Raw genomic sequence first — 21,539 nt, 5'->3', positions numbered from 1 at the left:
CACGCCTTATGAAACTGGTACTTGTTGCGGATACCTTTCCGCCAATGCGCACTTCTGGCGCAGTTCAATTGCGAGACCTGGTGCGGGAATTTACCCGCCAAGGGCATGAGGTCACTGTTCTGTTGCCCGAGCCTGCCTTGCAAACACGCTTTCAACTCGAGCAATTTGATGGTGCACAGGTATTGCGCTTGAAAGCCCCCAAAACCAAGGACGTTGGCTATGTTAGGCGCACGCTTGCCGAGTTCGCTATGCCATTTGCCATGCTTCGTAATTTGAAACGAAGTCCATTAGCGAATTGCCGGTGGGAAGGGGTTGTGTGGTACGCCCCATCCATATTCCACGGACCGCTAGTAAGCACGCTTAAAAAGTCGAGTCGTTGTAAATGCTACCTGATTATTAGGGACATATTTCCCGAATGGGCAGTAGACATGGGGCTGATGGGACGTGGTCTTCCGTACCTGTTTTTTAAGTTGATTGCTAATTATCAATATTCTGTAGCCAACATAATTGGAGTGCAAACACCAGGAAATAGAACTTACTTTGACAGGTGGCAGCAACAGCGCGGCAGGCAACTCCAGGTACTACAAAATTGGCTCGACAAACCCACACAAACCAAATGCACCATCCGTGTAAATGAAACACAGCTGGCAGGCCGCAAAGTGTTTGTGTACGCCGGGAACATGGGGGTGGCGCAGGGCATGGACATTTTGCTGAATTTAGCCGAAAGGCTTTTAACACGCACTGATATGGGCTTTGTTTTTGTTGGGCGCGGTAGCGAGGCTACCAAACTAAAATTGGCGGTACAAACAAAGCAGCTTCATAATGTTGTTTTCTTTGATGAAATACACCCAGACGAAATTCCCGACCTATATACCCAATGCAGTGCAGGTATCGTTGCCCTAGACCCAAGACACAAATCGCACAATATACCTGGCAAGTTTTTAACCTACATGCAAAGCGGTTTGCCAGTGTTGGCCAACATCAACAGTAGAAATGATTTGGCCGAGTTAATTCGTACAGAAATGGTTGGGCAGGTCTGCGAAAGCAACTCTATTGAAGAGTTGCTTCAGTTATGCAGCATTTTGCTAGACTCAATTCAAACCGATAGTGGATTACCAAGCCGTTGCAAACAATTATTTGAACGCGAGTTTTCAGTGCAAAAAACCGTACAACAAATTACGGCAGCGCTGGTTTAAATTGCAACGCCCTAGGGCTCCTTACACTTGTTTCTTCAAACAAACTCAAAGCCCTTCTCAACTTCGCCCCACCATCTCGCGTTACCTGCACCCAGTTAAAACTGGCATCGCCCGGTACGGTGCTGCTAAATAGCGCATCAAAAGGCACACGCAGGTAAATGCCCTTGTCAAAACTTCCTTCACCAAAATCTTCAGCCGACACATTGGTTTTACTGGCATAGGCGCCAATTTTAACGCCGTTGTCAAACACGCGTGAAAGGTCTACCGTAACGCCTTTGTCTCCAGCCAAATATTGGCCCACTGAGACCGTGGCCAGTATGTCTTCAAAACCTGTGTCCACGTAAGCCGTAATGTGGCCGGTGTTCACGGTGTAATTTCTGAAATCAAAGTCTTGTTCAAAGGCTCGCTGTTTTACGCGGTTGGCATCTACCCCCAAGGCCCAACGTGAATTCATGGGGCGGTACAAATACTCACCGCCCACGCCGCCAAACATGCTTTCCAAATACCCGCCATACAGGCTATAAAAATGGTTTTGTGAAAGCTGGCCCACGTGGTTAAGTTGCAAGTTGCTCAGTTTGGTGTCCGAGGCGATTGAGTACTCGCGGAAATCGGTACGCACAGGCGGCAAGTTGCTAACGCTGTTTTGCGTAAACTTGTCGAATGTGCCGCCCAATACATGGTCTACACGGCCAGTTATCCAGGTGCTGTTTGTTAACTCAACTTCGCCCCGGGCGTAGGCCGTAAACTGAAACAGGTAGCCATTGGCGCCACCAAAAGTTTGCTCGTAACCCAGGCCAACCGCGCCGTTGTACCAAGGGTCGTATTCCGTGTGCAGGGGTTTGTAAGGGTAGCCATTGGGTTCAACGGCCGCCACGGGGTTACCGTTTGTTTGTTGCACAGGAAGTTGGGTTTTGTCTTCAGCCCACTTGTTGCGGTCTACTACATGCTCTGCAATATTTGCACCACGATTTTTGTAGGTAAAGCTGAACCAGTTAATGCCTTCTGCCACGTTTTCATGCAGGGCTGCGGTGGCTTTGTCCACAGCCTTGGCTGGGTAGGTAACGTCGGCATTTTTAACCGTAAGCTGCACTTCACTGCCACGTTGTTGAACGCTTTCAACATTCCAGGTGGTTTGCTCTTCCACCAGTTTTACGGTTTTTTCCCAATTGGTGCTGGCAGGGCGTGGGCCTTGCGTAACCACCACAGGTTTGGGGTCAGTTATTTTGGGCACTGCATATTTGCTTACATTTTCTTTAAACGACAAGGCAAAACCCATGGTGTTGCCGCGTTGCACGCTTACGCTGAAATCGATGTAGTCATTAATGCGGTACACCGCACCATAATTAATGTTGCTGCTTTGTGCCTGCGGGTTGCTCAGCGGTTCATTGGAATAGTCGTTGCCATCCAGTTCCACTTTCAAAATCAAATCATGCCAAGGAGTTTGCCATTCAACACCGCCGAACAGTGCGGCCTCGCCACGGAAATAAGCACTGCTGTTGGCTTGGCCGCCCACGCCAAAGTCGATGTTGGGGCGTGTGTCAAACTCATCGGTAATAAAACCGAAAGGGTTTGATATACCGCCCCCGGTGGCCATGTTGCCAAAGCCCAAACCAAGGGTAAAGTCGAACTGGCCCGCACGTTTGTTGGCCACAAAGTATTCGCTGGAAAACAAACCCGTACCGCCAATATCGCGAAGACCCACGGCCAATTCAGGCAGGTAAGCTGTTTCATTTAACAGGCGTAGTTTCACATCTACGCTTTTGTCTTGGTATTTGCGGTCGCCACTGAAGGCATCAGAACCAAAACGGCGGTTGGTAATAATGGAATACCGAAAACCCGCTTCCAGCCATTCAAAGGGTTGGTAAATGAATGAGTAACGAGAATAAGGTTCAACCCGGCTGGCGGTAAGGCTAATGGTGCCTTCCTCGGCCATGCGGGCGCTGGGCATTTGAAGCAGGCCCACTGTGCCCCAATCGCTGCGGGTGGGGCGCACGGTGTAATTGAAAGGCGTATTGCTGGCCGGTGTAATAGTTTCCGTGGGTGCTGCCACCACTGGTGTAGCGTTGTTGGCCTGTTTAAATGCCCCTTGGGTTTGCAAAAACTCAAGCAGTTGCAGGCTTTCTTGCTCGGCCCAGCCGCTATTGCGTGCTGGTGCCCACACCCACGCACCCGGTTGCGGCAGGGTTTGCTCGGTTTGGTTCCACAGCGCCACATTCAGCTTAACCATTTGCCCGGTGGGTTGTACCAGCCAGGCATGGTCAAAACCTTCGCCAAAGGTGTACCAACTGCTTTTTGGAAAGCATTGCTGCAAATAAGCAATTACCGACACCTGCGGTTTAAACGCAGCCACACACTGCCCACCCGTACCCAGCACGGCAATGTGGTTGGCTGTGGGTTGCAGTACTACAGAATCATTGGCTTGCAACACCGGGTCCAGGTTTATTTTGGCTGCCATTTCATGGCCGTCTTGCGTGGGCAGCAGTTGCCGGCCCGTGGTGGGTAAACTTTCCACCAATGGTTTTAAATAAGCAGGCACTTTGCCTGCAGGCTGCATGCCAAGCAGCGTAATAAGTTGCGTTTTTTGAAGTGCTTGTTTGTTGTACAGTTCAGCACGCTTTAACAGCATGCTGCCCAGTTGCAGGGTTTGCCCTTCGCTATTGGTGGCGCTGCCCGGCAATAATTGCTCGCGCATAAGCAGCTCTGAAAGGCGCTCGCCCTGCTTTGGCGTGTATATGCTTTCCGCGTGGGCCCAACCAAACTGGGCAATCAACAAGGCCAGGGCTGCGGTTGTTTTAAGTTTCATGGCTTGGGTGCTGTGTTGGTTCGGTGCAGCCATTCTATGCAGGCACTGGGGGTTAGGCACTGGCTGCCATACACGGGGCTTCCGTTGCTGGCAAATGCATGCAGGCTGTAAGGAGTTTCACTGTTGGGCTGCGGTACTTCCTGAAACCACACCAAAGATTGCCTGCCTTGTTGTGCGGCTTCTAATAGGCGTTTGCGCAACACGCTGTTGCTTGTATTAACCGTTGATTCGGGCACTAGCTGAAAACGCAAGGCCACAGTTTTATTAAAAATTTGTTGATCGGGCTGGCTGTAAGTTTTGCTGGTGGGCAATTGCACCCCTTGCTGGTCAGGGGCAGCCCAAGTGTATTCGGTGGTGCTTATGTAGTTGTTTACACCGGTAATACTGACCAAGAACCCGTTTTGCAGCCGTAGCAATTCGCGTTGCGAGTCGTACCAGGTTTGCACCGGGGGCTGTTGTTTGGGCGTGGCCACGTAGCCCAACACCATCATGGCCTGGGCGCCCACGGTGTGCGCTTCCAGGTACTGCAAATTGGGGTTCATTTGAAATTGCTCAAACCGCGTGGGGTTGGTTGTGTCTAATGCCTGAGCCATTTTGTATGCAGCTGTAAAATTTGACGCGCATGCACTTAAGCCAAGGCAGGCAAGGGGCAATACAAGGTTGCGATTCATTGTTGGCACTGTGGGTTACTTTGCAAATACGAATGAGTTGGGCAAAAAAAAACGCCTCCTGTCAGGAGGCGTTTTTATGTGTTGCAGCTTATTGCGATGCTGAAACAGACACGGGGATGTTGTTGTTGTCGTTGGCAACAGCAATAGCTGTTGCCAAGCCACCAGCGGTAGTCAAGCCACCAGCTGCACCCGCACCAGCACCGCCGGCGCCTGCACCTGCTCCACCGCATGGAGAGCCAGCATTTGCTGCGTTGGGGTTTGCATTGGCTTGACCAGTTGGGATAGAGTTTGTGTTTTGGGCAAAAGCAGTGCCCATGCTCATTCCGGCAATAGCCAGGATAGCTAGAAATTTTTTCATAGAGAATTCTCCTTGGATAGGATTAATAAACGCGCGCAACATAAAACTTACAACAAAACTGCCGTTAACACCACCCCATATTTAAAGGGAGATAGTTTACTTACAACACTATTCGCCACGCAGGCGCCAGGCTTTTTTCAAAGCCTGAAGGCGTGTGGCTGATTCTTCATCGCTGCCCGCTTTGCGCATGGCGCCCTTCAACAAGGCGATTAGCACTGCCAAAAAGCCCGCTGCCAACACGCTTAGCACCACAATCAGGGCGCGCTTGGGCTTGCTTTTGCGCTCAGGCACAGCGGCCATGTCCAACTGCTGCACATTGCCGCCGTCTTTGGCTTCGTCGACTTTGGCCAGTTCAAACTGCTTGGCCATAATTTCAAACACCGCTTCCTGGTATTTCACTTCGCGCAAAGCGCGAACGTATTCAAGGCCCTGTTCGGGCAAATTGCCAGCCGACACCAAACCCAATTCGCCGCCTGTGCCCCCTTTGTCCAGCTTCTTAAGTTCTACGCGCAGGCCATTCAATTCAGCCACAACACGGCGGTAATCTGAATTCTCGGGCGTGGCAAAGGTGCGCATGGCGCTTAATTGCACTTCCCGCTGTGCAATTTCAGCACGCAGGCGAGCCACAGCCTCAATGGTGGCCTCGGCCTGGCTTTTTAGTTCAACCAAACCGGTGCGTTCTTGGGTTTCTTTAAGCTTTACTTCCGCCGCAGAAAGTTCTTCTTTCGACTTTGCAAACTGGTCTTCAAAAAACTGGCGGCGTTGCTGTGCCTCGGTAACTGCAACACGGGTCATCAGGTCTTTCAACACCCCGTAATAGGCATTGGCCATTTTGGCAGCCAGATCGGGGTCTTTGTCGTCGACCTCGATAGTGATCAAATTCGATTTTTTGTCGCTGCTTACCCGAACCACTTCATTCAGCGTTCCATATACGTCTGTACGCAGTTCGGCTTCGTAATATTCGACCAAATTGAACTGATCAATAATTTGGTCTTTCGCACTGCGACTTTGCAGCATGGCAATAACCGTGTCGGCTGTTGTTCCGCCCGTGCTAATACCAGCCAAACCGGCCAAACCACCCAAGCTGGCCAAGGCAGCGGCTGCACCACCGCCGCCACTGTTCTGTGGTGGCAGCAGCGTGGTTTTTGCGGTAAATATCGGCGTTAGAAACAAACTAACCACAATGGCCACAATGCCCACTACAAAAGGCAAACCGAAGATCAGCTTTTTTTCTTCGCCCAGGGTGGTGGCCAGCTCAACCAGGCTAATTTCATCGTCGTCGTAATCGCCAATTGGCTGGGAATCAATATTCGAATTCATGCGTGTTTCCCGTTAATCCCGAATGGCGTTAACCGCAGCGGCACCCAAACCAACCTGATAGAAAATTTGGGAAATGTCGATCAGGGTTTTGGTTAGCGACACACGTTCGAAATCTTCGGGAACATAAATTGCGTCGCCGGGCAAGGCGCGTTTACCGTACAAGCCGCTTACGAAAGGCAACCAGCCTTGCTGCGCACTGTCTACGGTGCCATTGGCGCGTATTACAAAAATTGAGCCATCGTCTGCGCCTTTTGCTGCGCCACCAGCCAAGCCCAGGTAGTCGAACACCGTGTTACCCGACTCGAACGCATACACACCCTGGCTGTAAACGGAGCCCAACACTGCCACCTGGCCGGGTAGTGAAGGAATGGACACCACGTCTCCATCGATCAACGCCAACGGTGGCAATTCAGCAATGCCTTGTGCATCTGGTTTAATGTCGAGCACCACACGGCCTTCGGGTTTCATTTTACGCAGGCGCTCTAGGTATGCCCCTTGAATTTGGGCTTGCTTTTGAGCGTTGGCGGCATCGCCAGCCGAAATAGCGGAAGCTGCATTGCTGGCCTGGGCAGACACCAACATGCGTTCCGCTTGTTCAAGTGCCTTCTGTTTTTGCTGTTCTTGCTCAACCGCAATTGACCGGCGGGTTAGTTTGGTACCAAACAGGTAGGCGTCTTCTGCCAAGCCACCAGCTTTTACAATGACATCTCGCAGCGATTCGCCCGGGGCAATTTGGTAGTATCCGGGGGCTTTTACCTCGCCGGTCACTTTAATTAACGCAGTTTGGCGCGAACGTGGAATTTGAGCATCGTTGGCACTGAATACGGTAACCACGTCGCCAGCCTGCAACGGCAGATTTTGGTTGGGGTCGCCAGCCATGGCCTTGCGCAGGTTGAACGGAATTAAGCGGGTTTGCAATTCTTGGCGGTCGAGCCGCTCAATAACCGCGTAGTCCCAGTTAATTTGGGAAAGCATGTTTGAAATGGTGTCTTCAACTACTTCAATTTTTTGCTCACCTTCCTCGCCTTGGTCGGTTTTGTTGAACAGTTTGGAATCGTCAATGTTCAATTGACTTTTCAGCGTTGGATCTTTAACTGATCGCTCGGCGTCGTCTTTGTTGAATTGAACCAGCGCGCCCTTCTTTTTAAAGTAGCTGTCTTGAATCAAGGCATCGGTATTGGGTATAAGGTCGGCAATTCGCATGCCCTCGAAATACGGGTAGCGGGCGGGCGTGGCCACATTGCCTTTCAAGGTAACTGCGTTGGTAAATTCTCGGCGAGTTTGGAACAGGGTAACAATGTCGCCGTCTTTCAGGGCGGCCTGGTTCAAGGCGCGGCTGTAGCTAAGCTGCTCCACTGCACGGGGTGCCTTGAAGTTATCTGGATTAAACCCTTCAATGAGAACGGAATCTTGACGAAGCAAGGTGCGGTCGATACCAGAAATATCGAGAATGTCGCTTAACCCCTCGCTTGGCTTTAATTCGAATATTGCGGCGGAAGGGCCGGCTACATTCAGCGCTACGCGAGCGCCAGCCTGACCGATAAAGATTACGTCGCCCGCCCGGAGTTTACGGTCGTCGTTGAGTTCGCCTTTGCGAAGCAAATCGTAAAGGTCGAAGGTGGCCACAGTAACACCACCGCGTTTCAGCTGCACATTGCGAAAGCTGCCGTTGACACCAGGCTGCGCCACAGAAAACACAACTGAGGCCAAAGTACTGGTGCTGCTTACCGTGTGCATACCTGGGGCCAACGCTTGGCCCGCCACGTAAATGCTGACACCACTTAGCTTGCCCAGGGTGGCGCTTAAGTTAAAGTTTTTGTAGTACTTGCTGATTTCAGCAGTAAGGAATTGATCAAGATTGCGGGCACGCACACCGGCAACCGGGAAGGTGCCCACTGAAGGAATGGTGAGCTGACCATCGCGATCGACCACGGCGGTGTGGTTCACATCGATAGCGCCCCACACCCGCACCAAAATTTGATCACCAGCGCTAATTTCATAGTCGGCGGAAACTGGTGCGTTTTCAGCTTGCGTTTGTTTTAAGTCGGCCTTGAGTGCAGACGTGCCAAATGGATAAAGCAACTTGCCAGTGTTTTCAAATACGAAACGCTGAAACAAGCTAAGGGGTCGATTGGGCAAAGGCTGCGCTTGGGGCTGCTGCATTTCCTCGCCATTCTGGCCATCAATATTGTTCGCCGGGTTTGCTTCCGAATTGGCTTTGCCAACAAGACCCGCACCAGCATTCGCAGGCAAGTTATTAGGTTGCGCGTTAAAACGGTCAGTATTTGAACGGTTAGGTTGTTGATCGTTTACAAAGCCAGCCAAACCCAGCGGTGCTTGTGCAAATACGCTGCCGCTGACCACCAGTGCAACACAAACCATTGCGTATCGGATCTTTTGGCCGAAAGCTGATAAATACATCGTTTAACTCTATTAATTGAAATGACGGGTCAAAACTACAATTGGCATATTGGCTTAAAGGGTAGCAGAAAGCTGCTTTAGCTCGCCATTTCCTTGCGATTTCTGAAGTAAATGCTTAAGCGCAACATGCGCCGGTACATGCGCTGGTAAACCACAAAGCTGATCAACAGCCAAGCCACCACCATTCCCAGGCTTTCCGGCCAGAAAATTGCGCCCAACATGGGAATAAATGAGTAAACCCACAAAAAAGGCGAGGTATAGGCGTTGCGCTTCCAGGCTGGGGCGTAAGGCAACAGCTTGCGGCTAACTACACGGCGGTAAATAAGGCTGTGCAAATGGGAGGCATCGGGGCAACCGGGGTTGTGCTTGCGCTTGCGGCTGGCACGGCGGTAAATGGTGAACAAGGTTTCAATAAACGGGTAACCGCACACCAACAACATGGCCCAGGGGCTGACGTCTGCCGGGTTGCGCATGGCCAAGGCCACGGCCAGCACGGCCACATAATAGCCCAGGCTATAGGCGCCCGCATCGCCCAGGAAAATGAAGCCCTTGGGGTAATTAACCGCCATAAAACCGGCAACCACAGCCGCGCCAAGTATGGCCAGGTTCAGCACGGCGGTATCGTCGACCCGGTACGCGATAACGCCAATGGTAAGCAACATAAGAAGAACAACGCCGCTGGCCAAGCCATTGAACCCATCGATAATATTCACGCTGTTTGCAATACCAGCGATTGCAAAAGCAGTAAACAAAATACCAACCGGGGCAAATGCCAGCAGCGAATCAATGCCAGGTATGTGAACGCTGTTCACCCAATAGCCCGTAATTAGCGCGGCCAACAAACCGCTGGCTGCAGTGGCGAACAAGCGCACTTTAACCGACACTGTTTTGGTGAAATCTTCAAGCAAACCAGCCGCAAATGCAGGAATACCACCAATTAGAATCAAGCCCAGCAGTGTGGCTGTGCCTTGAGTAAAACCATGAGGAAGTGCAAACCAGGTGCCCAGGAAACCAGCGGCCAGTGCAATACCGCCAATACGCGGCGTGGGCGCAGTGTGAAATTTTTGCACGCCATTGGTGCCGTCCATACTGAAAGCGCCATGCCAGCGCTTGGTGGCCACAATAAGCAGACTGGCCAGTAAGGAGCAAATAATTCCCGTTAACGCTGCTGGCCAGAAGACTTTAATAGCCTCGATGGATTGCATGATGCTCCCGATGTGTTGGTGTTGCCGACCCGAAAAAAGACCGATCGACTGGTTTTAATATTCCAATAGGGCCAAACGGCAGCGAATGACTTCCGTTGACAACAAATTTTTGTAGGTGTTAAGCAAACTGCATTCCTGCCACAGCGCCCAGCAATTGTGCACACGCAGCATGGCAGTTTTGTGACTGTCATATACTTTCGAGTATACCACCTAGATTTAACCCTCTTTCAACTTTCAAAATCGCTTGTCGCCCTTTGTTACTCTGCATTCATGCTGGTGGATGCATTTACTTGTTGACCTAAATGAGGGGGCGTAACTTTACTTACAGAACAGCCAAGATGGGCTAAGTGACAGCTGTAATTTGGTGGAGTGGCTTGTTTTACCACGGAGGTGAATCAGTTTTTTAATAACCCTGAAACAAAAAACCGAGGGCTGAAATTATTCTGACCTGTTCATCAATCAACGACACAACTGTCAGATTGCGGTTACCTGGGTTGGAATACACATCAAAACGCAGCAATAACTTGCGAAAATTATCGCCCCACCAGTTGAATGGCCTGTTTGGCCATGGTGTTGACTGACTGGTGCAGCAGCCCGAATACCCAGCGGATGGTGGCCACCGAGGCATCGGCCAAGGCGTGAGTTGGGCGACCCAGGTAAGCCATGATGGCGTTGAGCATGCCTGCAACTTCTTTGCTTTGTTTGTAGCTGGCTTGTGCGTAGCGGGCGAGAATTTCAGCCATTTGATCGAGCACGGTGAATGCGCCTGTGCCGTAGTGGCCAACGCTGAGCAGGCTTTGTGCGCCCAAGCGGGAAAGCATGTCGTGAATGGCTTTGTTGATAAGTTTCAGCAAGCGCCCGCTGAACATGGCACCGGGCATTTTGGCGAGTTGTTCGAACCGCCCTGCCTCAGCGTTGTTGGCCGGGTACATGGAGTTTTCAAGTTGCTGTTGCTTGCCACGCGTGTGGCTTTGCATTTGTTTCCAGGTGCTGTTGACCATGCTGCTGTAGCCGGTGGCAAGCTTGTGCATAGCGGGGTTGATGTTCAACCAACCGGCATCGAGCAAGTAGGTGCCATGCACGTAGGGTGCATGAACAAAGGGGTAGCACGGCACCATGGTGACAATGTCGGCCTCGTTGGCTACGCGATATACATGCGCTGCATTCATTTTTTTGCTGAGGTGTTCGGCATACGGCACCATGCCCACCCGCGGTGCAGCCACGGTGTACAGGTATGAATTCAAGCCGAGCTCAGCGCAAGCCGCAGCATTGAGGTTGGCCAGCGCGCCGCCCAGGCTGTGGCCCATGCAGTGGACCGCAGTGGGCTTGAAACCCAAGTTTTGTTGCTTGATGAATTCGTTGAGCTGCTGAACGTAGCTTTTAAAGGTGGTGCCGAAACCTTTGTGGATGGCGTGGCCGGTGAGCCCAAGAGTTGGGATTGCGTTGATGTCGGTACCAGCGTCAGCCCAAGTGGCTGTGCCACGGGTGGCGATGACGATTTCGCGAGAACGACCACCGTTGAGTTGGGCCATGAAACCAAAGCCGCTGGCAACAGGGGTGATGAGGCCAGAGGTGGCGGTGATGATTTTGACGGATTCCTTGTCGACGAAGGACAATTCTCGCTCCACCTGCCCTTTGAATAGACGACGGCTCACAGATTCAGAGTTATACGCGATACGGCACAGATCATGAATTTGAGTTGGGTTTAATTCAATCATAGTTTTCTTATCCCATTATTTTTACAGCGAACAATACGTAGATCTGACTCTTCCTTGGCAGAAGAAAGATCGCAATCAAGCGTTAGAACACTCCCGGCAGACTCAGTCCCAAAATTGGAATCGAGCTTGTCGAAGGTCCAAACCAAATAGTCAAAACTCTGATGCTTTACGATCAAAAATTGACTCACCCGTGGATTCGCCGACAGCAAATCTGGCCTCAAAAACCTGCGCTCCTGAACCACTTCAAACTTGAAGCGCCCCTCACTATCGGTCGTGGCTGTGTCGGTGAACTTCCCCCCCTCAAAACCTCCGCTGTACAGTTCACGTGTGGCAATAACATTGGCCAGCGGCTTTCCCTGCCAATGAATAAGCCCTTCAATTGGTGAGCAATACACAATTTTTTTGAACACAAAAGCCTCCGTGGGCAGGGGTGCAAGGGGCAGCAGCAATACCAAGGCGAGCAGAATGCGGTGCATGGTCTAAGCCTGTGCGTTTGAGATAAACGAACACGCTAGCACTGGGTGGGGCGAGAGGCAAAAATGGGGCTGGGTACGTAACCAGAATGGGGGGTTATTGCCTCTAGCAGTTGCGTGAAGATACTCGCTTATTTAAACTAGTCAGATAACTAGTCATTGAGGGAAATTGAATGCAAACATGGCCCGTTCAAGACGCAAAAGCCAGATTCAGCGAACTGCTCGACACCTGCCTTCGCGATGGCCCACAAGCTGTTAGCCGACGCGGTGAAGAACAAGCAGTGCTAGTGCCTATCGCGGAATGGATCAGACTGACCCAACAAAACCAACCTAGCCTGAAAAGCTTGCTACTTGCCGAGGAAGCACGTACGGAATACCTTGTGCCACCCAGGAGGCATCTAAAGCGCCGAAAGTTAAGCGGACTGGAAGGCTGAACCATGTACCTACTGGACACCAACGTGATTTCCGAACTCCGAAAGGCAAAACCCCACGGCGCAGTTCTGGCTTGGATCAAGAACATTCCCGAGCATTTGCTTTACCTCAGTGCATTTACCTTGGCCGAAATTCAAAGCGGAATCGAAAGAACCCGAGAGCAAGATGAGAACAAAGCCGAGGAAATAGAACGGTGGCTGAATAAATTGCAGGCAACCTTTAAAGCGCTGCCCATGGATGCAGAGTGCTTTCGAGTATGGGCGAAATTGATGCACAGAGAAACCGACACAGCACTGGAAGACGCCATGATTGCAGCTACCGCCTTGGCGAATAAGTTGACTGTGGTGACCCGCAACACCAAAGACTTTCACAGGTTTGGTGTGGTGCAGTTGAATCCTTTTGAACATCGCTAGCGTTGGCTTCGAAATTAATCGCTTCCGAACAAATCACGGGTGTATATCTTGTGCTCCACATCGGCGAGTGCTTGAACATGCCGGTTACACAGAATAATGTCGGCTTGCTGTTTGAACTGTTCCAGGTTGTTCACCACCCTGCTTCGGAAAAATTCCGGTTCTTGCAGCGCGGGTTCGTACACAATCACCTCAATGCCCTTGGCCTTGATGCGTTTCATGATTCCCTGAATTGCAGATGACCTGAAGTTATCACTTCCAGCCTTCATAACAAGCCTGTAAATACCCACCACCTTCGGGTTCTTTGCCACCACGTCGGCTGCAATAAAGTCTTTACGCGTGGTGTTGGCTTCCACAATCGCTTGAATCATGTTCTGCGGAACATCGCTGTAATTGGCCAACAGCTGTTTGGTGTCTTTGGGCAAGCAGTACCCACCGTAACCAAAGCTTGGGTTGTTGTAGTGGTTACCAATGCGGGGGTCCAGGCTTACGCCATCGATAATTTGGCGAGTATCCAAACCGTGCGTTGCGGCATAGGTGTCTAGCTCGTTGAAGTAGGCCACGCGCATGGCCAGGTAGGTGTTGGCAAACAGTTTGATGGCCTCTGCCTCGGTACTTCCAGTGAACAGGGTGGGTATGTTTTGCTTGATGGCACCTTGTTGCAACAGGGCTGCGAATTGCTGGGCACGCTCGCTTTGTTCACCCACCACAATGCGGCTGGGGTACAAGTTATCGTACAGGGCTTTGCCTTCACGCAAGAATTCAGGGCTGAATATGATTTGGCTTGTATTCAGCTTTTTGCGCAGTTGCTCGGTGTAACCAACAGGTATGGTGCTTTTGATCACCATGGTGGCTTGTGGGTTAATGGCCAGCACATCGGCCACCACCGCTTCAATCGATTTGGTGTTGAAGTGGTTGGTTTGCGCGTCGTAATCGGTGGGGGTGGCGATAATTACAAAGCTTGCGCCCACGTAGGCTTCTTCTTTGTGGGTGGTGGCTTTGAAGTTCAGTGGCTTGTTGGTCAGAAAGTCTTCAATTTCAGCGTCGTGAATGGGTGACTTTTTTTGGTTTAACAAATCCACCTTCGCCTGAATAATGTCCAAGGCCACAACCTCGTTGTGCTGGGCTAGAAGCATGGCATTTGAAAGACCTACATAGCCCGTGCCTGCAATTGCTATTTTCATGAGTATGCTGGGCTAGCGCCCTGTGAATGTTGAATGGCTTTAGAATAACGGATTGCGCAAAGCACAAAAGCGGAACACGAACGAATGAAAAGCAGAATATTGGTAACTGGTGGTGCAGGTTTTTTGGGTTCGCACCTGTGCGAGCGACTGCTGGCCGAGGGAAACGAGGTAATTTGTGCAGACAATTACTTTACGGGCAGCAAGGAAAATGTGGCTCACTTGCTGAGCAACCCCTACTTTGAATTGATTCGGCACGATGTAACGTTTCCGCTTTACATCGAGGTAGATCAAATTTACAACCTGGCCTGCCCTGCAAGCCCGGTGCATTATCAGCACGACCCAGTGCAAACCACCAAAACCAGTGTGCACGGCGCAATCAATATGCTTGGCCTGGCCAAGCGTGTTAAAGCAAAAATTTTCCAGGCCAGCACCAGCGAGGTGTATGGCGACCCGGAAGTACACCCGCAACCAGAGGAATATTGGGGGCGCGTAAACCCGATTGGCATTCGCAGTTGCTACGACGAGGGCAAGCGCTGCGCCGAGACCTTGTTTTTTGATTACTACCGCCAGCACAACCTGGAAATTAAAGTTGCCCGCATTTTTAACACCTATGGCCCGCGTATGCACCCCAATGATGGCCGAGTGGTGAGCAACTTTATTGTGCAGGCTTTGAAGGGGCAAGACATTACGATATTTGGCGACGGCAGCCAAACCCGCAGCTTTTGCTACGTAGACGATTTGATTGAAGGTTTTATTCGTTTGATGAACACCGATCCCGGTGTTACCGGGCCGGTGAACCTGGGCAACCCAGGTGAATTCACAATGCTTGAGTTGGCCGAAAAAGTAATTGAACTAACAGGTTCAAGCAGCAAGCTGACCTTTATGCCATTGCCGCAAGATGATCCCAAGCAGCGTCAACCCAATATTGAATTGGCTAAAAACAAGCTGGGTTGGGAGCCAAAGGTGAATTTGGAAAATGGGTTGAAAAAAACGATCGAATACTTCAAAAATCTGCCTGCATAATATTGATGACTCGAAGCCCGATATTATTTTTGATCTTCAACCGCCCGGACACTACCGCTAGAGTGTTCGATTCCATTCGCAAGGCAAGGCCAGCACGGCTTTACATTGCGGCAGACGGGCCACGAGAAAGCCGTGCAGGCGAAGCCGACATTTGTGAGCACACCCGCAAAATAGCACAAGAAGTGGACTGGCCCTGCGAGGTCAAGACCCTACTGCGCAGCAAAAACCTGGGATGCAAAAAAGCGGTAAGCAGTGCAATTGATTGGTTTTTTGACAATGAACCTGAAGGAATCATTCTTGAGGATGATTGCTTGCCTGCGCCAGATTTTTTTAGATTTTGTGATGAACTTCTCGAGAAGTATCGCGACGAACCCAAGGTAGGCTCTATAACCGGGGACAATTTTATTTCCTCAACTTGGACACCTGAAGAAAGCTATTACTTTTCAAAGTTTAGCCACATTTGGGGTTGGGCCACATGGCGACGAGCGTGGAAAGAATACGATGTTGGAATGTCTGATTGGCCAAGCCTTGGCCCACAATTTCTTGAAACTCAAGTTTTTGCAGACAATCGAAAAGCGGTCAAATACTGGAGCACAGTGTTTGCGAAGGTGCACCAAGGCGAGATAGACACTTGGGACTACCAATGGGTATTTACTTGCTTCAAGAACGGTTGGCTTAGTTGTATTCCAAAACGTAATTTGGTGACCAATATTGGTTTCGGCCCCAATGCAACACACACCACAAGTGCAGAGAGCAAGCTTGCCAATGTTCAAACAGGGGAGCTCGATTGGCGAATAAAGCACCCGGAACCAGTAGCCGCTTCGGAAAAAGCTGACAAATGGACACTTGATCAGGTGTTCGAAATTCAGATGCATTCTTGGACCATCAACAGGCTGATGGCATCGCTCCGATATAGATTCTCATTAATAACTCAGCGATGGAGTCGCCAAAAGTGAATTTCAACACCGACGCGTCGAATGAGCTTGATATCTGGGGATTCAAGATTCCTGAGCAATTTCTTTCAACAAACGAGGCTAACTATCTCAAAGACCTACCGGAGGAAACTCCCGACGTTCAATGGGTGTGTGATGAGCTCGATAAGGTTTGGCATAACCTTAAATTGAATAATCGCAAAAAACTTTCAGAGCAGAATATCGGTGAATTCTATTCACACCCTGTATGGATAGTGAACGGCATTTTCACCTCTGTTGACCCTGAAAGTGCTGCACACAGGCAATCCATCGCTATTGCCATCTCAAAACTAAAAGCAAAACGAGTGGCTGACTTTGGAGGTGGCTTTGGCGAGCTTGCGTTAAAAATCGCACAAACCAACCCAACAATAGAGATCGATGTAATCGAACCTTTTCCTTCGAAATTTGGCACGTATCGCGTTTCGTCGATTCCATCAATCAACATGCGCCCAAACCTCCAAGAAAACTATGACTGCATTGTTGCGCAGGACATTCTGGAACATGTTGAGAACCCGATTACTTTAGCTTACGAAATTTGTAAGCACCTACACGTTGGAGGAATTGCAGTTTTTGCGAACTGCTTTTTTCCTGTGATTGATTGCCACTTGCCACGTACATTCTATCTACGCCACACTTTTAAATATGTGATGAGTACCATGGGGATGGTTTACATTGGAACGGTAGAGGGTACGCCTCACGCCCATATGTTTGTTCGCAAAGGAGAACTCAAAAAGAGGTTGGCTTTTACAGCAAACGTTGTTGCTAAGGTAGTAGGTCCATTAGTTACTTTGGCATTCAGAATTATAAGCATTCGGATTTAAGTTGGAGGTCAACGTCAATTGAAAGTCTTGCATCTTTCATCGAGCGATTTGAATGGAGGTGCTGCAAGGGCCTCAATGCGCCTACATCAAGCGCTACTAAAGATCGGTATAGATTCAGAATTATGGGTTGATGAAAAAATCTCCGATCTACCGACGGTCTTTCAACCTGAAAGTCGTCTCGATAGGATTTTGACTAAAATTCGCCCCTATCTCGGTCAGCTACCAAAGTTCTTTTCCAAAAAGCGCGAGCGATCATTTCTTTCATTTGCCCTGTTACCGTCCAAATGGGTAAAAAGAATAAATAGATCTAACGCTGACTTGGTTCACCTTCACTGGATCAATAGAGAAATGCTCTCGATCCGAGACATTAGTGCGATCAAAAAACCAATCGTTTGGACCTTCCACGATATGTGGCCATTCTGCGGCGCAGAGCATTATTCGGAAAACGATGACTGGGAAACGGGTTATTCAGTACAAGTTGCGTTACCTGCATTGAGTAAAAATCATGTCCTTGATCGTTGGGTTTGGAACAGAAAAAACAAATACTGGTGTGACAACATCACGATTGTTGCTCCTAGTAAATGGTTAGCCGATTGTACTCAACGCAGCCCATTGACTTCAAAATGGCAGACCAAAATAATTCCGAATGGACTGGATACTACATCATGGACCCCAATTGATCGCGTCGCTGCAAGACAGATACTGAAGCTACCGATCGACAAGAAGCTAATTTTGTTTGGCGCGCTTGGCGGCCACGCAGACAAGAGAAAAGGTTTCTCACTATTGAGAGATGCACTAGAACACCTAAGAGAAAGCGGAAATGAATATGAACTTGTGATATTTGGACAAAGCCGACCTTCGCAAGAAGTCATTCAAGGATTCATTACGCATTACATGGGACATCTTCATGATGATGCTTCACTACGTCTGACGTACAGCGCGGCGAACGTAATGGTTGTTCCGTCCAGACAAGAAGTATTCGGACAAACCGCAACAGAGGCTCTAGCGTGCGGAACGCCTATAACCGCATTCAATATCGGTGGCCTGAAAGATATTGTGGACCATGGCAATAACGGCTATCTAGCGACTCCGTACGATACGCTTGACTTGCAAAAATGTATTATTCAAGCGATTGCGTTGTCGCGCCTTCAGGACTCTCAAACTCGCGTGGCCAACTCTATCCGAGACAAGGTATTGGACACTAACGTTGCCCGTCTTCACGAAAACCTTTATCAGAGAGTCATTCTGAATTCTTGCCACCCAAAGAGTTAGCTGCACTTGAATTTAGTCGCCACCATCTCAGCAAACTTAAACCGGAAACTAGACTCAAGGCCGAAATCTGGGCAATGAAAAAACGACGAGAAACGGGGTGACATGCATTAATCAGCACACTGGAAACAAGCTGGGCAATCAATGTGGCCCAAGCAGCACCCGCGACTCCATACAAGGGGATTAGCAAGTAGTTCAATCCAATATTAACGATCGCACCCAGCGCGGTTGATATCAGTACAAATTGTTGCATTGACATAGCGACTAGCCAGCGACTACTTAGCAATCCTGAAAATACAAACAGTGAAGACCATATATGAATGCTCAATACCGGAGCTGCTTCAAGGTAATCGAGTCCGAATAGAGATGAAACGATGTTTATCGAAAATATTGATACCGCGGCAGCGACCAGAAGTGACACTACTGCAAAACCAAACAGCAGCAGATCTGTAGCTCGGTTGGCACGATCTAGATTACTCCGCATTTCAAGTAAAATTCTCGGGAATACTGAACTGACAACAATGCTGGGCAAAACATACCAAATTTCAGTGAGTCGGACAGACGCAGAATATATACCCACGGCTTGCTGACCCAACATGGACGCCAACATAACCTGATCCGTCCGCATGTAAAGCATCGTAGCCATCATGGCCAATGTTAATGGCCATGCCATTTTTAAAAGCCCAAAAAAACTATCACGCACAAAAGCAAGTTTTCTGACATCAAAATTTTTGAAGAACAATACTGCAAATGCAACCGCAGTTAAGAAAGCCTCCAATACAAGTAACCAGATAAAATACATCAAAGGCCATGCCGTAACTATAAATATGACTCTTAATAGCACGATCAATGAAAATACAGCTCCTTCGAATATAACTAACTGCTTCGACTGCACTTTGGCCTCAAAGTAGAATCGAATCGTGTCTGTAAAACGAAACAAATTGATTGCGCTAAGGGATAAGACAGCGACCAAAATACTGTCTTCGTAGTCATGTAGGAAAATCGCAATTGCGAGACCAGCCAGTACTGAAACTACTCCTCCGATGAATTGGAGAACGAACGCACTTGTCAGTGTTTCACCGATTTGATCTGGCTTATCAATTAACAATTGAACAACTACGCCCTGCAATCCAAGCGCAGCTAGTACTGAGAATAAAGCGGTAAAGGCGATTGCATAGTTGTATACCCCAAACAATTCCGGGGCAAGATACCGGGCCAGCCACAGCGTGACAACAAATGAGACCCCCAATCTGAAGACACGATCAAACCCCAACCAACCAAGATTGCGCAAGGCAGCCATTAAATTGGGGCGCTGAGACAAACCAGTTAGTGTTTGCTTAATTTTTCCAAACATTGCGCACTGCCATTGTGTTGCGATTTGCGCGCAGGTATCGAATGAACGTGGGCAGCAAGCCTAGTATTGCATAGGAGTACAAACGGATTAACTGATGCTTCAGCGGTGCATTTTCATGGACGATATTTCCAACAACCGTATTTCTTTCGAGCGCCATTGCGTGACTATTTGCACCACTGACGGAATCGGGTCGAAGTCTGAAGCCTGCGACAGGGGCGCCTGTCAGAATGCAACCCTGCTGGGGAAATGCCATCAACTGACGAGCCAATTCATATTCAAATGCATATTTATTCTGCTCGGAAAATTGCCCGAATTTGGCCCAAGCTGCTTTTTTAAAAAAAAGACTGCCTGTAAAACAATTGCTATGCCCGCGGTATTTGAAAGGCGGTTGAGGGATCCATGGCAAGAGGTAACGCATTATTCGACCGTTTTCTGCCAACATGGCACACCCGCCAATAACAAACTGAAGATCACCAGATTTTAATTTATCGACCACCCGAGCCAGGGTGTTGTTGCACAAGTAGCGATCGTCGGAATTAAGCCAACACAATATGTCGCCACTTGTCTTCGAAAAACCGATGTTTAAAGCATTGACTAAGCCAGTGTCTTGCCTTGAGACAATTTGTATCCGCGGATCACCAATTGATTCAAGATATTCCAATGTGCCATCTGTTGAGCCGCCGTCGCACACAAGTAATTCATAGTTATTGTGTGTTTGTGCCAGCAAACTTGCAATACATTCTTGGATGTAACGCATGCTATTCCACGTGGGCATCACAATACTAACCAGGCAATTACTACTTGGCATCTTCAATTCCTTACGCAGCTCGAAGCTTATTTGATATTTTCTTCAGTTGGCTAAAGAACTTGGGGAACCGCCTAAGCGAGAGCCTTATCCAAGTGAGCACCGAAATGCCCAATACTCGTTGGGACATATGTTCATAGTACTGAACGTTATCGGTTACAGCGGAGGTTGTATTGCCTGTGTTTATTTGCGATGCCACCTGCAATCGCTTTATATACTCGGGATCACTTCCTGATGTGTGCGTAGCATCAACACCAAACCCGATATTACGAACAAGATTTTGGGAGGGAGTAACGCACAACGCTTGGTTTTCCCAATGCGTGTAGGTCCACTGATGATCCCAGGTTGAAATTTGATTTTTGTAAGCCAGATCAAATACAAGCTTCCAGTAGCCAGCGTGAAGCCTGTGTTTAGGCATTAACGGCAGCAAATTTTGCTTCTTTTTAGTAGTGGGCCAGCGTGCCATATTTACATCGTAGTGCTGCCAGGCCCTTCGCCAACTTGCCCACCCCCACACGAAAAACACTTTTGAGAAAAAATAGCTTTCCGGGTGCTTGTACCATGGCTCAACCAGATTGTTGCCAACTACAGAAAACACACGCTCGTCGTGTTTGTAACGTTCGAGCATGGTGTCGCAGAATTCGAAGAATACTGGGGAAGGCAGTACGTCATCTTCCAACACGATACCCTGCTCTTCGTGACTAAAAAACCAATCGATTGCACTTGAAACTGCATTACGGCAGCCCAGGTTTTCTTCCAGAAATCGAGTATGCACCTGGCAAGGCCAATCAACTTGAGCAAAGACCTCGCGCACTTGTGCTGTTGTGTGCTGATCGTCTGGTCGACTAGGGCGCGGACCATCGGCCGCGATGTACAAGCGCGGTGGACGGGCTTCCCGTACAGCTTGAAAAACTTGCTCGGTGACTTCTGGCCGGTTGAAAACCAGCAGAAGTACCGCATTTTGAGTTGCCATTGATTGAACGGGTCATTTTGTGGATTGCTTTATTTTACCCTGTAACATCGGCAAGACGCATTGCGCAGAGCATCTAGTATTATCATCGAGTAAATTTCTGATCAATCTACTTTTGTTCAAAGGTCACTTTGA

General features: G+C 49.4%; 19 protein-coding genes. 7 read left to right on the top strand and 12 right to left on the bottom strand.

Annotation, left to right across the window (positions count from 1 at the left end):
- Positions 1–8: 8 nt before the first annotated feature.
- The gene (locus P0D43_RS04690) at positions 9–1,196 is read left to right on the top strand and encodes a glycosyltransferase family 4 protein (protein ID WP_394673375.1); all 1,188 of its coding nucleotides are present in this window, start codon (positions 9–11) and stop codon (positions 1,194–1,196) included.
- Here P0D43_RS04690 and P0D43_RS04685 read toward each other — a convergent pair.
- The 8 genes from P0D43_RS04685 to P0D43_RS04650 form a co-directional block, all read right to left on the bottom strand.
- Positions 1,177–3,999 (bottom strand): YjbH domain-containing protein, encoded by a 2,823-nt coding sequence (locus P0D43_RS04685; RefSeq protein WP_394673374.1) that lies wholly within the window; start codon positions 3,997–3,999, stop codon positions 1,177–1,179. The two genes, P0D43_RS04690 and P0D43_RS04685, sit on opposite strands and share 20 nt — an antisense overlap.
- Positions 3,996–4,592, bottom strand: a complete 597-nt coding sequence (locus P0D43_RS04680) for a hypothetical protein (RefSeq protein ID WP_394673373.1) — start codon at positions 4,590–4,592, stop codon at positions 3,996–3,998. The genes P0D43_RS04685 and P0D43_RS04680 overlap by 4 nt, the downstream gene beginning before the upstream one ends.
- A gap of 166 nt (positions 4,593–4,758) precedes the next feature.
- Complete coding sequence (locus P0D43_RS04675; RefSeq protein WP_394673372.1) at positions 4,759–5,028, bottom strand: hypothetical protein; 270 nt, start codon at positions 5,026–5,028, stop codon at positions 4,759–4,761.
- A gap of 108 nt (positions 5,029–5,136) precedes the next feature.
- Positions 5,137–6,348, bottom strand: coding sequence for a GumC family protein (locus tag P0D43_RS04670; RefSeq protein WP_394673371.1), 1,212 nt, complete (start codon positions 6,346–6,348; stop codon positions 5,137–5,139).
- Positions 6,349–6,360: 12 nt separating this feature from the next.
- Positions 6,361–8,730, bottom strand: a complete 2,370-nt coding sequence (locus tag P0D43_RS04665) for an SLBB domain-containing protein (RefSeq protein WP_394673370.1) — start codon at positions 8,728–8,730, stop codon at positions 6,361–6,363.
- Between the two features lie 116 nt (positions 8,731–8,846).
- Positions 8,847–9,974, bottom strand: a complete 1,128-nt coding sequence (locus tag P0D43_RS04660) for a glycosyltransferase (RefSeq protein WP_394673369.1) — start codon at positions 9,972–9,974, stop codon at positions 8,847–8,849.
- A gap of 533 nt (positions 9,975–10,507) precedes the next feature.
- Positions 10,508–11,629 (bottom strand): lipase, encoded by a 1,122-nt coding sequence (locus P0D43_RS04655; RefSeq protein WP_394673368.1) that lies wholly within the window; start codon positions 11,627–11,629, stop codon positions 10,508–10,510.
- Positions 11,630–11,688: 59 nt separating this feature from the next.
- Positions 11,689–12,168, bottom strand: a complete 480-nt coding sequence (locus tag P0D43_RS04650) for a DUF6795 domain-containing protein (protein WP_394673367.1) — start codon at positions 12,166–12,168, stop codon at positions 11,689–11,691.
- A gap of 170 nt (positions 12,169–12,338) precedes the next feature.
- On the opposite strand from P0D43_RS04650, the gene P0D43_RS04645 reads away from it, so the two are divergent.
- Both P0D43_RS04645 and P0D43_RS04640 read left to right on the top strand, forming a co-directional pair.
- Positions 12,339–12,599 (top strand): type II toxin-antitoxin system Phd/YefM family antitoxin, encoded by a 261-nt coding sequence (locus P0D43_RS04645; RefSeq protein WP_394673366.1) that lies wholly within the window; start codon positions 12,339–12,341, stop codon positions 12,597–12,599.
- A 3-nt stretch (positions 12,600–12,602) separates the two neighbouring features.
- Positions 12,603–13,010, top strand: a complete 408-nt coding sequence (locus P0D43_RS04640; RefSeq protein WP_394673365.1) for a type II toxin-antitoxin system VapC family toxin — start codon at positions 12,603–12,605, stop codon at positions 13,008–13,010.
- 14 nt (positions 13,011–13,024) lie between these two features.
- Here P0D43_RS04640 and P0D43_RS04635 read toward each other — a convergent pair whose 3' ends face one another.
- The gene (locus P0D43_RS04635) at positions 13,025–14,191 is read right to left on the bottom strand and encodes a nucleotide sugar dehydrogenase (protein ID WP_394673364.1); all 1,167 of its coding nucleotides are present in this window, start codon (positions 14,189–14,191) and stop codon (positions 13,025–13,027) included.
- Positions 14,192–14,275: 84 nt separating this feature from the next.
- Here P0D43_RS04635 and P0D43_RS04630 point away from each other — a divergent pair, with 84 nt between their 5' ends.
- From P0D43_RS04630 to P0D43_RS04615, 4 genes are read left to right on the top strand one after another with little or no spacing between them, the layout of a single operon-like run.
- Entirely contained in the window at positions 14,276–15,214 is a 939-nt protein-coding gene (locus tag P0D43_RS04630) for a UDP-glucuronic acid decarboxylase family protein (protein WP_394673363.1), read from the top strand.
- A gap of 5 nt (positions 15,215–15,219) precedes the next feature.
- Entirely contained in the window at positions 15,220–16,170 is a 951-nt protein-coding gene (locus P0D43_RS04625; protein WP_394673362.1) for a glycosyltransferase family A protein, read from the top strand.
- Positions 16,167–17,006 (top strand): class I SAM-dependent methyltransferase, encoded by an 840-nt coding sequence (locus P0D43_RS04620; protein ID WP_394673361.1) that lies wholly within the window; start codon positions 16,167–16,169, stop codon positions 17,004–17,006. The genes P0D43_RS04625 and P0D43_RS04620 overlap by 4 nt, the downstream gene beginning before the upstream one ends.
- A gap of 18 nt (positions 17,007–17,024) precedes the next feature.
- Positions 17,025–18,278 carry a glycosyltransferase gene (locus P0D43_RS04615; RefSeq protein WP_394673360.1) on the top strand — a complete coding sequence of 418 codons (1,254 nt, stop codon included), beginning with the start codon at positions 17,025–17,027 and terminating at the stop codon, positions 18,276–18,278.
- Here the strand turns inward: P0D43_RS04615 and P0D43_RS04610 are convergent.
- From P0D43_RS04610 to P0D43_RS04600, 3 genes are read right to left on the bottom strand one after another with little or no spacing between them, the layout of a single operon-like run.
- Positions 18,247–19,629, bottom strand: a complete 1,383-nt coding sequence (locus P0D43_RS04610; RefSeq protein ID WP_394673359.1) for a flippase — start codon at positions 19,627–19,629, stop codon at positions 18,247–18,249. The two genes, P0D43_RS04615 and P0D43_RS04610, sit on opposite strands and share 32 nt — an antisense overlap.
- On the bottom strand, positions 19,613–20,404 hold the full coding sequence (locus P0D43_RS04605) for a glycosyltransferase (protein WP_394673707.1): 792 nt from the start codon (positions 20,402–20,404) through the stop codon (positions 19,613–19,615). The genes P0D43_RS04610 and P0D43_RS04605 overlap by 17 nt, the downstream gene beginning before the upstream one ends.
- 43 nt (positions 20,405–20,447) lie before the next feature.
- Entirely contained in the window at positions 20,448–21,407 is a 960-nt protein-coding gene (locus P0D43_RS04600) for a glycosyltransferase family 2 protein (protein WP_394673358.1), read from the bottom strand.
- Between the last annotated feature and the right edge of the window lie 132 nt (positions 21,408–21,539).

This window comes from Limnobacter sp., from assembly GCF_043511195.1.
GTDB lineage: Bacteria > Pseudomonadota > Gammaproteobacteria > Burkholderiales > Burkholderiaceae_B > Limnobacter.
Note: the sequence above shows the minus strand (reverse complement) of the source record. Positions and strands in the feature narration are given on the sequence as shown.

Excerpts from the sequence above, each read along its gene's own strand:
- P0D43_RS04675 (WP_394673372.1), bottom strand. The coding sequence starts at position 5,028 with ATGAAAAAATTTCTAGCTATCCTGGCTATTGCCGGAATGAGCATGGGC.
- P0D43_RS04605 (WP_394673707.1), bottom strand. The coding sequence starts at position 20,404 with ATGCCCACGTGGAATAGCATGCGTTACATCCAAGAATGTATTGCAAGT.
- P0D43_RS04685 (WP_394673374.1), bottom strand. The coding sequence starts at position 3,999 with ATGAAACTTAAAACAACCGCAGCCCTGGCCTTGTTGATTGCCCAGTTT.
- P0D43_RS04625 (WP_394673362.1), top strand. The coding sequence starts at position 15,220 with ATGACTCGAAGCCCGATATTATTTTTGATCTTCAACCGCCCGGACACT.
- P0D43_RS04660 (WP_394673369.1), bottom strand. The coding sequence starts at position 9,974 with ATGCAATCCATCGAGGCTATTAAAGTCTTCTGGCCAGCAGCGTTAACG.
- P0D43_RS04640 (WP_394673365.1), top strand. The coding sequence starts at position 12,603 with ATGTACCTACTGGACACCAACGTGATTTCCGAACTCCGAAAGGCAAAA.
- P0D43_RS04665 (WP_394673370.1), bottom strand. The coding sequence starts at position 8,730 with ATGGTTTGTGTTGCACTGGTGGTCAGCGGCAGCGTATTTGCACAAGCA.
- P0D43_RS04630 (WP_394673363.1), top strand. The coding sequence starts at position 14,276 with ATGAAAAGCAGAATATTGGTAACTGGTGGTGCAGGTTTTTTGGGTTCG.
- P0D43_RS04680 (WP_394673373.1), bottom strand. The coding sequence starts at position 4,592 with ATGGCTCAGGCATTAGACACAACCAACCCCACGCGGTTTGAGCAATTT.
- P0D43_RS04690 (WP_394673375.1), top strand. The coding sequence starts at position 9 with ATGAAACTGGTACTTGTTGCGGATACCTTTCCGCCAATGCGCACTTCT.
- P0D43_RS04650 (WP_394673367.1), bottom strand. The coding sequence starts at position 12,168 with ATGCACCGCATTCTGCTCGCCTTGGTATTGCTGCTGCCCCTTGCACCC.
- P0D43_RS04645 (WP_394673366.1), top strand. The coding sequence starts at position 12,339 with ATGCAAACATGGCCCGTTCAAGACGCAAAAGCCAGATTCAGCGAACTG.
- P0D43_RS04610 (WP_394673359.1), bottom strand. The coding sequence starts at position 19,629 with ATGTTTGGAAAAATTAAGCAAACACTAACTGGTTTGTCTCAGCGCCCC.
- P0D43_RS04670 (WP_394673371.1), bottom strand. The coding sequence starts at position 6,348 with ATGAATTCGAATATTGATTCCCAGCCAATTGGCGATTACGACGACGAT.
- P0D43_RS04600 (WP_394673358.1), bottom strand. The coding sequence starts at position 21,407 with ATGGCAACTCAAAATGCGGTACTTCTGCTGGTTTTCAACCGGCCAGAA.
- P0D43_RS04635 (WP_394673364.1), bottom strand. The coding sequence starts at position 14,191 with ATGAAAATAGCAATTGCAGGCACGGGCTATGTAGGTCTTTCAAATGCC.